Source organism: Cryobacterium sp. PH31-O1, from assembly GCF_030063455.1.
In the GTDB taxonomy this organism is placed as follows: Bacteria; Actinomycetota; Actinomycetes; order Actinomycetales; family Microbacteriaceae; genus Cryobacterium.
Map to the genome: position 1 here is coordinate 252,910 of NZ_JASITB010000002.1, position 11,464 is coordinate 264,373.

Genomic DNA, 11,464 nt, shown 5'->3' on the forward strand with positions numbered 1-11,464 from the left:
GGTGTTTTTTCGATCGAGGGTGCGATCGAAGCTTCAGATTAGGGGCGAGATTTTCTCAAGCACGACCCACATTTGCGGGTGATTTGGGGTATTCCCCACCCCCATAACGAACGCCACCCAGACGGGGGTTAACCTGCCGTCTTTCGGGCACGCCAAACGCCCCGCCAGGGCGGGGGCATCGGGCAGGCAGGGACTACTTGATCATGCTGGCAATGCTGAAGATGGGCAGGTACAGGGCAACGACCATGCCGCCAATAACCACGCCGAGAAAGGCAATCAGCAGGGGCTCAATCATGGCGGTGAGCTGCTCGGTCGCGGCATGCACCTCCTGGTCGTAGAAGTCTGCGACCTTGTCGAGCATGATCTGCAGCGTGCCGGCGTCCTCTCCCACCGCGATCATCTGCGTGACCATGGCCGGAAAGACCGCGTGTTCGGCCAGCGGTGCCGAGATGGGCTGCCCCTGGCGCACCGCGTCGGCCACCTCCACCAGTGCGTGCTGGATGGCCCAGTTGCCGCTGGTCTCACCCACAATCTTGAGTGCCTCCAGAATGGGCACTCCGGCGCCAAGCATGTTGGCAAAGTTGCGACTGAACCGCGCCACCGAGATTTTCTTCTGCAGGGCACCGAACACCGGCAGCTTTAACCGCAGCGGGTCGAGCCGACTGCGAACACGATCGGTGTGCTTGTTGCGCCGCCACCACACGCTGAACGCAGCGACCAGCACCAGGCCGATGGGCACGACGAACACCATTGACTGCGACAGCGTCACGAGCAACTGGGTGGGCAGCGGCAGCGCGCCGCCGAGGCCGGCAAACATGTCCTGAAAAATGGGAACGATGAAGATCAGCATGATCATCACGGCCGCAACCGACATCGACAGCACGATCACCGGGTAGGTCATGGCCGACTTGATAGTGCCGCGCAGCTTGACCTCCTTTTCAAAGTTCTCGGCAATCGAGTTGAGCGCCCGGTCCAGAAAGCCTCCGGTTTCACCGGCCCGCACCATGTTGATCATGATCGGCGGAAAGGTGAGCGGATGTTGCCCCAGCGCCTGCGAGATAGACTGCCCGGTCTCGACGTCGGCGACCACCGCCACAAGCACCGCGGTGAGGGGTTTGCTCTCGGTCTGTTCCGAGAGGATGCTCAGCGTGCGCAGCAGCGACAGCCCCGACCCGATCATGGTCGCGAACTGTCGACTCATGATGGCGAGGTCTTTGAGACTGACTCCCCGGTGAAAGCCCGAAAACTGGAGCGAGCGGGAAAGCCCGGTTGCCGCCGGTACCTCGGCGATGGTCATCGGTGCGATGCCCTGGGCGTTGAGGTGGCTCGCCACGAGCGCCGGGGTAAGGGCATCCAGCTGCCCCTTCACGTTCTTGCCGGCGCTGGTGCGCCCGGTGTAGGTGTACGCGAGCGTGCTGGGCATCAGCTCGCCGCCTTCATGCGGTTGCCGTCGAGGTTCGGTTCGGCAACCGAAATCATGGGAATCGGAGCCAGCCGCGCGCTCGCCAGCAGTGGTTGGGCTCCTTCCGGCACCTCGAATCGAGACTCAACGAAGCCCGCCGAAGCGAAACTCCCCTCAAAACCAGCAGCATCCGACGCGAAGGCGAAACCATTAGTCTGACGCGGCCTCTCAGCGCGGTGAACCAGCTTGGCAAGCCCCTCCACGTCTTGGGCGTGGTCGAGGCCTGCCTGGCGGGTGATGACCCCCGTGTTGACCAACGCTGCCAGGTGCTGGTCGAGCGTGTGCATGCCACGGTCCCGCCCGGTTTGCATCATAGATTCGATCTGGTGCGTCTTGCCCTCCCGTATGAGATTGGCGATGGCCGAGGTCGTAATAAGCACTTCGGTGGCCACGACCCGGCCGCCGCCGTTCGCTCGTTTCACGAGGGTCTGGCAGATCACGCCCTGGAGGGTCTGAGCGAGTTGCGAGCGAACCTGGTTTTGCTGGTGCGGCGGGAACACGTCGATGAGACGGTCGATGGTCTGGGCAGCACTTTGCGTGTGCAGGGTCGCAAACACCAGGTGGCCGGTCTCTGCTGCGGTCAGCGCAACCTGGATGGTTTCAAGGTCCCGCAGCTCACCGATGAGAATAACGTCGGGGTCCTGACGGAGCACGTGTTTGAGAGCGGATGCGAAACTGTCGGTGTCGCAGCCCACCTCGCGTTGGTTTACGAGCGACTTCTTATGGGTGTGCAAAAACTCGATCGGGTCTTCAACCGTGACGATGTGGTCTTTGCGGGTGGTGTTTACGAGGTCGACAAGAGCGGCCAGAGTTGTCGATTTGCCCGAACCGGTGGGCCCAGCCACGAGCACGAGACCGCGCGGAAGAGCCGAGAATGCACTCACCGACGGCTGAATACCGAGGGTTTGCAGGGTCTTGATCTCGCTTGGAATGAGCCGAAAAACCGCACCGACCGCACCGCGTTGCTGGTAAACGTTCACTCGAAAGCGGCTGCCCTGCTCCAGCGTGTAGGCGAAGTCGAGTTCGTGGTGCCGGTCGAAAATGGCCTCCTGCTCGGCCGACAAAATGCTGCGCACGGCCCGCTCCACCTTGGCTTTGGACCACACCGGTGCAAGCTCAAGGGGATCGAGATCACCGTTTTCGCGAATGGCCGGCGGCGACCCCACCGTCACGTGCAGGTCGGAGGCCTGACGAGCGATCACCGTGCCAAGCGCGTCGAGCAGGTCGCAATCGGGCGCGCTCGATGAGGTCTGGGTCTGGTTCTCGTTCTGGTTCTGGTTCTGGTTCTGGTTCTGGTTCAGGTTCTCCCTGTCGACCTGAGAAAACCGTGCGCTCGAGACGCCGGTAAAGGTGGAACGCGCATAGTCGAGGCGAGGCGAATTGAGGCGGGCGTTCTCGACGAATTCGGCAGGGTGGCCGGGTGCCGGAATGAGCGTGGGTTCGGTCATGGAATAGTCCTTCTCGGAGCAATTAGGTCGGGTACACATTGCGATGGAGCCGGTTGTGCGGGTAAGGCTGTGCTGTAACGCTGTGCGGGTAAGACTGTTGGGCACGGCTGTCGCGTCGGGCGGCCGAAATCGAATTCAGGCGACGACGCGCAAAATCTCGTCGATCGTCGTCAGGCCCAGCTGCACTTTCTGCCAGCCGTCCTGCCGTAGGGTGATCATTCCCTCGGAGCGAGCGACCCGGCCAATTTCGGTGCTCGAAGCGCGGGCCACGGCCAGTCGTTCAATCTCTTCGGTGACTGTCATGACCTCGTGAATAGCGATTCGGCCGCGGTAGCCCGTGTGGGAACAGTGCGGGCATCCGTTTGCCTGAAACAGCATGGCAGGCGGTACAGCGGCAGGCACCGAGCCCGCTTCCGCGGAAGGCTGGCCCATAAAGTTCACGCTGGCGAGATAGGCGGCGCTGTGCTCGGCTGGAGTTTTGCACCGATCGCAGAGCCGCCGGGCCAGCCGTTGGGCCACGACGCAGTCCAGCGCGCTGCCCACGAGAAAGGGTTCGATGCCCATCTCGACGAGGCGGGTGATGGCGCTCGGGGCATCGTTGGTGTGCAGGGTTGACAGTACGAGGTGGCCGGTGAGCGATGCCTCGATGGCGATCTGGGCGGTCTCCCCGTCGCGAATCTCCCCGACCAGAATGACGTCGGGGTCGCACCGCAGTATGGCGCGCAGCGAGCTCGCAAAGGTGAGGCCGGCCTTGGTGTTCACCTGGATCTGGCTGATGCCCGGCATGCGATACTCCACCGGGTCTTCCACGGTAATGACGTTGATCTGCGGTCGGGCGATGGTGTTGACGGTCGTGTACAGCGTCGTGGACTTGCCCGAGCCCGTGGGACCGGTGACCAAAATCATGCCGTACGGCTTGGTGTACGACCTCTGAAATGCCGCCTGGTTAGCATCGAGCAGGTTGAGGTCGCCGAGGCTCAGGCTCGTGGAAGAGTTGTCGAGAATGCGCATGACAATTTTTTCGCCCCACACCGTGGGCAGTGTCGCTACGCGCAGGTCAATCTTTCGCCCTTCGTGGGTGACCGACATGCGCCCGTCCTGGGGTTTGCGCCGCTCGGCAATATCGATATCGGCCATGATTTTCAGCCGGGAGATCACACCGTTCTGGGTGCTCTTGGCGGCGCTGTGCATTTCGTGCAGCACGCCATCGATGCGATACCGCACGTCAAGGTGGTGCTCCCCCGGCTCAATGTGAATGTCGGAGGCACGGTCTTGAATGGCCTGGCTCACGATCACATTCACAAATCGCACGATCGGCGCCTCATCAACCGCGTCGGCGGCGCCAAACGCGACGGCCGTAATGGGGGCCTGTTCTTCTACCAGCGATGTCGACAGATCGCTGAGTTCATCATCCGCGCGGTAATAGCGCATGATCGCGGCGCGCAGGTCAGCCCGCTCGACCACGACCGGGGTCACCGGCAAGTGGGCTGCAGCCCGCACGTCGTCGAGGGCGAACACGTTTCCCGGGTCGACCATGGCCAGGGTGAGGTGGCCGTTGACGACGTTCAGCGGCAGCACCTCGTGCCGGTTGCAGAGAGCTGCGGTCGCCAGGGCTAGGGCAGTGCGTTCCACAACAAAATCAAGTAGCTGCACGAAGGGCAGCCCGATTTGCTCTGCCCGCGCGCGGGCGAACTGCACCTCGGAGACGATGCCCTGGTCGACGAGAGCGCGCACGGCGCGGTCGTCGGCCGGGTCACCGGCGCGCAGCGAATCGAGTTCTTCGATGGGCAATTCGCCGTGCAGAATGAGAATTTCGGTCAGAGTGGTCATGCTAAAGGCTCCCTCGGGTAGGGATTGGAGGTGCGCAACCGTTGGGCCGGGTGATCCGAATGGGTGGTTCGGTGCCTTCGAGTTGTGCGTGTGCGGTAACGCTAGCGACGCACACGACGCCGGGGTAGTCCCGTGATCTGGGGGTCTTGCCTACGGGCTCCGTGGCGGAGTGCTCCCTGCCAGGGTGTTATGGAACGGGTGCTACCGGACGAGGTGCAACGGGGCGAGGTGCAACGGGACGAGGTGCTAGCGCGGCGCAGCGCTACTTCGCGGCAGCATCGGCCGGGAGCACATAAATCAGTGCAGAAATTGTGGCGGTGACGGTGCCGGCATCCGCTTCACCGCTGATGTCGGTGGCAAAGGAGACGATGGAGACCAGACGTTCGCCCGTTCGTAGACCCTCGATGAAATCGAGCACGCCGGTGTAGCTGCCGCCGATGGAGAGGGAGACCGGAATGACCAGAAAAGACTCGGGGGTGGCGGTAGCGGCAGTGGGTGCCGGGGTACCGGTGGCGTCGGGAGCCTCGGGGGTACCGGCTGCTGCGGCTGCGGCCGCAGCAGCCGCGACGGCATCCACCGGCGCTGTGGGAGACTCGGGATCGCCGAATGATATTTCGTCGACGGTGACTCCCAGCGTCACGGCACTCGCGGCAAGCTGGGAGATAAACGTTGAAGCATCGATCGTGGTTGGCACGGCCAGCTGCTGGTCAACGAGGTTGTCACGAAGATTGTCGAGGTCGCCCAGGTCTTGCACACGACTCTCGATCTGGGCGGTCGTATCGTTGTTGGCCGCTTCTACAGAACGCGTCTCGGCGTGATCTGAGCGCGTTTCCGAGACCCGGGGAACAATCACGAAAATTCCGGCCAGCAGTATTAGCAGTACGAGCACAAACGCTCCCGCGTAAGAGAGGGCTTTATCGAGTGTCATCGGCCTTACTCCTTGCCCGTCTTCGTGGCAGCGGAATAGACCACGTCGTTGATGTGTAGGGTCAGAGTGGCCGTGTAAATGCCCTCGGCCGATCGGGAGATGGCACCGGGATCGGCGTCGACAAACCCCGGAAGCTCGGCCATGGCATCAAGCCAAGTGGGGATGCTCGGCAGCGTGGGGCTGGTCAGGCCCATCTCCACGGTGGCCACCCGGGCGGCCTGCAGCGGCACCTCGGACTGGGCGTATTCTTCGAACGGGGTGGTGGCATCCACACTCACGCTGCCAATAGTGACGCCGGCCGGGAGCGCCGCCTGCACCGTGATGAGGTAGGTGCGCCAGTCAATATCGGTGGCCTGCACCACGTCGACGGCACTCTTGGACTCGGCGATGGCGTTTTCGACGCTTCGTAGCTCGAAGAACTGATCACCCTGTAGCAGCAGGGCAGCGGTTCGATCCCGGGCTGCTTGAAGTTCGGTGGCGCTCACGGTGGCTTCGCGCCAGACGAGACCGGAAACTACCGCCCCCACCGCGATAACGACCACCATGACCAGGGCGAGCCGGCGCCGAAGTGACTTCGCCTGCCGCCCCGCCGTCACCTCGGGCGGCATCAGGTCGGCACGAGGCTCACCACCAATGGTTTTCTCCAGGTTGGCGCTGGCACGACTACCGAGTGCCAGGCCAACGGCGACCAAAAATGTGCCCTGCGTTGCCCGCAACTTCTTGGCGTCGAGGCCGCTGCCAACGGCGATGCCGGTGGGCGCCGCAAACACGATCGGTAGTTTGGCCATCACACTCAGCGCGGCATCAAAACCGGGCAGGTGAGTGCCGCCACCGGTAAGCACGATCTGCGTCACCGTGAGATCAAGGCGGCTGTTGCTGAAGTAGCTCAGGGTGTTGCGCAGGCCCTCCAGCAGGTCGTAGGTGACGTCGCGAATAATCGTAGCGGCCTCGGTGTGCTCCAGTGCCGGCGACCTGGTGAGGCCCACCGTGCGCTTGAGGTTCTCTGCGGCATCTTCATCGATGCCGAGTTGCGTCTTAAGAGCCTTGGTGAGGTCGTTCCCACCGGCCGGCAACAGGCGCACGAACTGAGGAACCCCGGCATCGGTGATAACCACACTGGTTTTTCCCGAGCCCACGTCGATTTGGGCGATCACGCGGTCTGTGGTGGTTCCGTGGGTGATGGCACGACTCAGGGCAAACGGCATGAGGTCTACCTCAATGGCCGAGAGTTTGGCGGCGCGCGCCACTTTGAGATTGCCCGCAACGACGTCTTTCACCGCGGCGATCAGGAGGCCCTTGATCTGCGGCCCGCTATCGCCCTCACCGGCTGTCTCCGAAATGGGGTAGAAGTCCAGCAGGGCGTCTTTCACCGGGAACGACAGCAGGTCTTGCACCTGAAATGGCAGTGATTCCCGAATACGTCTCATAGACATGCTGGGAACGCTGAGGTTGCGCGCGACCACGCGGTTGTTGCCCATGCCGAGCACGACGTCGCGACTGCTGAACTTGTCGGCGCCCCACATGCGCTTGAGCGCCGACGCGACGACCTCAACGTCAACGACTTCTCCGCGCGTTACCGCGCCCATCGGCAGCGGCTCTTCAAAGTAGCGCAGCAAAATGGGCGTGTCCGTGTCGGCACCGCCCAATTCAACGGCACGAACGGCCGAAGTGCCGATATCGATTCCGACGACGCGAGATTTCATTGCGTCTGCCTCCTACGGGGTGTTGTGTGGTTGCGGTGGTGCATGGCCGGTCTGGCTCAGGCCAGGCCGAATAGTCCCAAATAGCTGGTTGCGAGCTGGTCGCCGGCGAAGATGCCCACCCAGGCGCCCATAAGCATCCAAGGCCCGAAAGGAATGCTGCTCTTACGGCCAGCCTTGCCAAAGAGCATAAGAATGGTGCCGAAGACCCCACCGAGCAGAAAAGCGCCGAACGCCCCCACGAAGAGAGCGCCCCAGCCGAGCCAGCCCAGGAAGAGTCCGAGCACTCCGGCCAGTTTAACATCGCCGAGGCCCATGCCGCCGGGGCGCACGAGCGCGAGCACGAGGTACAGCCCGAACAGGCCGCCGCCGCCGATACCGGCGCTGAGCAGGCGGCCGGGCTCCCCCGCGAGCAGAGCGGATGCGGCCAGCAGCACTCCCCCCACGAGATAGGCCGGCAGCACGATGGCGTTGGGCAGGGTGTGGGTGTCGAGGTCGATGAGGGCGAGGGCCACGCTGATGCTCGCAAGGTACAGCAGAGCCACGGCCATCAGAATCAGCGCGAGCAGGTCGGGGGTCGTGAGCGGCAGGGTGGCGGTCGCGGCGACCCACCAGGCCACCCCGGCGAAGAACAGTGCCGTGCCGAGTTCAACCGCAGGGTAACGCGCGGAGATGTGCGCGCCGCAGTCGCGGCAGCGGCCGCGCAACACGAGCCACGACACGATCGGAATGTTGTCCCATGGCCGAATGCGCGCCCCGCAGCTGCCGCATGCACTCGGCGGCGACACAATGGATTTATTCGCCGGCACCCGGTAGATCACGACATTGAGAAACGATCCGATGAGAGCCCCGAGCAGCCCGAAGACGACGGCAATCACACTACTCATTCTTCTTTACGTCGCGCGTCGAAACCCGCTCGCCAAGCCTGGCGGGGCTTGGTTCTGTTGGCGGCCCGGGAGTCGTCCCGAGGGCCAGGTCCATGTTTGGAATACCAATCGGAACAGAAACGAAGCTTGAGGCATCGCTAGTGTCGATTGTGCTGCCATAGAGCTGGCCTTGCCACTGCCCGGAAAGGGAAATTCCGCACGGGCTGTAGCCCAGCGTTGTCACGTTTGCACCCAGATCTGAATCAATTTGAAGGTGTTGATCGTTTTTCGCTTTCCCCGTACCCGTCGTGCTGCAAGTCGGCTTTTGATCAACGATTTCATCGGGGGTCACAAGCCAAAGCTTGGTCGCGTTTACGGCCGTGATCGTCGAAGACTTGGCCAAGTCAAAATTGCTCGCAAAAACCACAAGATCATATTTGAGTTTCAAGTTGGAATTTAGTTGCAGGCCATTCGAACAAGCCCGGGCATCCAGGATACCGGGACCGCTGAACGCGTTAACCGCGGCCTGCTGGGCGGCAAGATCGCACGGTTCCACTTTTTTTCCCTGAATCTGTGTGATCGTGTGAACAGGCCAGCCGGGCCAGTCGCTGTAACGGAAGTCCGCCCACGGGGGCACCACCGGGGATGAGGGGGCCGGCACCTTTGGGTTCTCTCCCACATACAAATAATTCCCCCTGCCGATATTATTTGTGCCGTTGCCCTGGGCCGCGGAGACCGACCAAGCGTTCCCTCCGATACTGGCAGAGTCATTCATGGTCAAGGTTCCGGCGCTCACAAAGCCGGAGATCCAATCGCCCGTTCCCAACACCGTGGCGGCCGAAGTCCATACGTTGCCGTCAATTTGGCAGAGGTCGTTGGGCTGGCCGGATTTTTTTTTCTGGCCGGTCAGTGAACCGGCCGCGACCACTACATTAGCCAGAAAGGCGCTAGAGCTCTTTTTCTTGACGCCGCACAACACGTCACCCGTCTTGACCATGACCACGGCCGGCGGCCCTCCGGCCATTCCCGGGCGAATTGAGCCGTTGAAGTCTCCGCCGACGTACGAATAGAGCGCGGGACCAGTCCCCGCGATGGCTGCGCCGGCGGCGGGGATCCAGGTATAAACTGCTTCGACGATGCGATTGTTGCCGGGACCATTCGCGCCGCTGCCAAGGTCGCTAGCAGTTCCAGTGGAGACGATCTTGACGCTCGTGGCATTAGGCGTCGGGCAACCTGAGTTCCAAACAGTCGTGTTTCCCGACTGGTACGACACTTTAAGCACAAAGGCTGGGGTCAGCCCGGTGAGCGGTGGACATTTGCCGGCGATCAGGCTCGCGCGCGCGGAGTCAATGCCGGCCTCGGCGGCGGACTGGGCTTGCACTTCGGCGCGAGCCGCACTCGTCACGTTCACAGAGGACATGGTGGAACCGACAATGACGAAGGAAATGATCGTGAACACGGCCATCACCCCGACGACGGCGAGCAGTGAGCTACCGGCATCGTGGTCTGGAAAGATACGTCTTCTTAACCCATGCATGTGGATCCCGTTCCGGGTTGACGATTCGTCGACGTTGAATTGAAGGAGACGGGGGTTCCGCCTTTGGTCCCAACGTTAAAGTGCAACTCGACCTGGCTCGGGTTGCCAAGCCCTGGTCCCGGCACCGCGAAAAGCCCAGATTCCGGCATGGGCGAGACTCCATCGCCCAAAAGAGTCCAATGGCTGGAACTCAGGTCTCTCGCAATGGCAGTCGTCGATCGCTGAAAGTAGACAGCCCCGTTTCGGTACAGCCAAGCCTCACACGAGCTAGTCCCGGCCGTTATCCCCATGACGCGGAGTGCGAGCATGTTGCCGTCCCCCGAAATCGTTATGGCGAGAGAGTTGCGCACGCCACTGTCGATCGCCTGCGAAAGGATCTGTCCCGTTGTAGTTGCGGTCGAGCGAGAAGTAATTGTGTTCTGCGCGGCCACGCTCGAGAGCAGCATCGCGCTCACCAGTGACAGGACGACGACGGAGAACGCCGAATACAATATGAGCTCGATCAGGGTGAAACCCGAGTCGGAGTCGATGTGTGCGCTGCGCGGAGAGAAGATGGTGGGGCCTAGGCAGTTAGGTAGATGAGCGTCGACGCTTCCGAGATGGACTTCACCTTGGCGCGTTCGTGGACCCAGACCCGAATCTTTTGAATCCTGGGAGCGCTCGGTGTATTACAGACGAGATCGCTGATGCCCTCGATCTCTACGGCCAGTGGCGGCGCTGCATCGACCGACTTATGTTTCTTGAGCTCAGCACACGACCAGGTGTCGTCGCCACGAAGCAGGGCCATCTCCTGCGAAACCAGTTGGGTGGCCGTTGCGAGTGTCGCATTTGACGCCGACACCCGCGCCGACTGCATCAGCAGAGGGAGAAAGCCGATGGCCAGCAGCCCGAGCAACAGCATCGAGACCATAATCTCGAGCATGCCGAAGCCGCTGTCGTGCGCTTCAATAGAGTGCGCAGCGCGTTCTGCCATGGCTGATACCTGTCTTCAGGAGGCTCGGGCTACCGGAACAGCCCGAGCTTCGACCCACCCTGACCCCTCGCATCGGGGCTAGAGCGTGGGCGTGGGCCCAGCACCCTTTTTGGCCGTGGTTGTGTCCGTTATGAAGTATTGGTTGCTGGAACTTGCCGACGTTCCGGTTCCGTAGGAGCCCGAGATCAAAAAAGCTGCTCCAGCTGATGGAACCACGGCAACGAGGAAGATTTTGTCGCTCTTCGAGTATCCGGGGAGAACGGCCTTCGCCGCAGCGGTGGGCGAAGCGGACTCCAAAACGGTGAGTGCGGCAACAGCATCTGCAACGCTGGTTCCCGATATGACCGCCATGGCGACCGACGATTTCGCGGTGGTCAGTGCGGCCTGAACGGCGCTGTCTTTGGCGCCTTCCTGCTGGCCGATGAAGATGGGGATGGCTACGGCTGACAGAATGCCGAGGATGAGCACCACGACGAGCAGCTCGATGAGGGTGAAGCCCTTGTCCTTGGTGCCGAGAGCGGCGCGCCTACGCGCGAGACCAGTGGTCAGTGTGCGAATCATGCGTAAATCCTTTGTATTGGTTGATACGAGCCAGAGACCCATAAGCCCCTATACCCATAATGCTAGCTAGGAAGACGCGGGCGTAGAGCGTAAATTGACCCGCTAGGTACCCCAGTTCAGGCCACACGATGTCAAGTCGCTAAAGAACCCCTCCTGCCC

General features: G+C 62.0%; 9 protein-coding genes. All 9 read right to left on the minus strand.

The features are described from left to right. Positions 1–193 precede the first annotated feature (193 nt). Entirely contained in the window at positions 194–1,423 is a 1,230-nt protein-coding gene (locus tag QMK31_RS06030) for a type II secretion system F family protein (RefSeq protein WP_283500031.1), read from the minus strand. Further along, positions 1,423–2,910, minus strand: coding sequence for a type IV pilus twitching motility protein PilT (locus QMK31_RS06035; protein ID WP_283500032.1), 1,488 nt, complete (start codon positions 2,908–2,910; stop codon positions 1,423–1,425). The genes QMK31_RS06030 and QMK31_RS06035 overlap by 1 nt, the downstream gene beginning before the upstream one ends. A 135-nt stretch (positions 2,911–3,045) precedes the next feature. Continuing rightward, positions 3,046–4,740 carry a GspE/PulE family protein gene (locus QMK31_RS06040; protein ID WP_283500033.1) on the minus strand — a complete coding sequence of 565 codons (1,695 nt, stop codon included), beginning with the start codon at positions 4,738–4,740 and terminating at the stop codon, positions 3,046–3,048. Between the two features lie 262 nt (positions 4,741–5,002). Then, entirely contained in the window at positions 5,003–5,668 is a 666-nt protein-coding gene (locus tag QMK31_RS06045) for a hypothetical protein (RefSeq protein WP_283500034.1), read from the minus strand. Positions 5,669–5,673: 5 nt separating this feature from the next. Then, positions 5,674–7,371 (minus strand): type IV pilus assembly protein PilM, encoded by a 1,698-nt coding sequence (gene pilM, locus QMK31_RS06050; protein ID WP_283500035.1) that lies wholly within the window; start codon positions 7,369–7,371, stop codon positions 5,674–5,676. A gap of 56 nt (positions 7,372–7,427) precedes the next feature. Further along, entirely contained in the window at positions 7,428–8,255 is an 828-nt protein-coding gene (locus QMK31_RS06055) for a prepilin peptidase (protein WP_283500036.1), read from the minus strand. Next, the gene (locus QMK31_RS06060) at positions 8,248–9,771 is read right to left on the minus strand and encodes a hypothetical protein (protein ID WP_283500037.1); all 1,524 of its coding nucleotides are present in this window, start codon (positions 9,769–9,771) and stop codon (positions 8,248–8,250) included. The genes QMK31_RS06055 and QMK31_RS06060 overlap by 8 nt, the downstream gene beginning before the upstream one ends. A gap of 562 nt (positions 9,772–10,333) precedes the next feature. After that, positions 10,334–10,744, minus strand: a complete 411-nt coding sequence (locus tag QMK31_RS06065) for a type IV pilus modification PilV family protein (RefSeq protein ID WP_283500038.1) — start codon at positions 10,742–10,744, stop codon at positions 10,334–10,336. 78 nt (positions 10,745–10,822) lie between these two features. After that, positions 10,823–11,305 (minus strand): type IV pilin protein, encoded by a 483-nt coding sequence (locus QMK31_RS06070; protein WP_283500039.1) that lies wholly within the window; start codon positions 11,303–11,305, stop codon positions 10,823–10,825. Between the last annotated feature and the right edge of the window lie 159 nt (positions 11,306–11,464).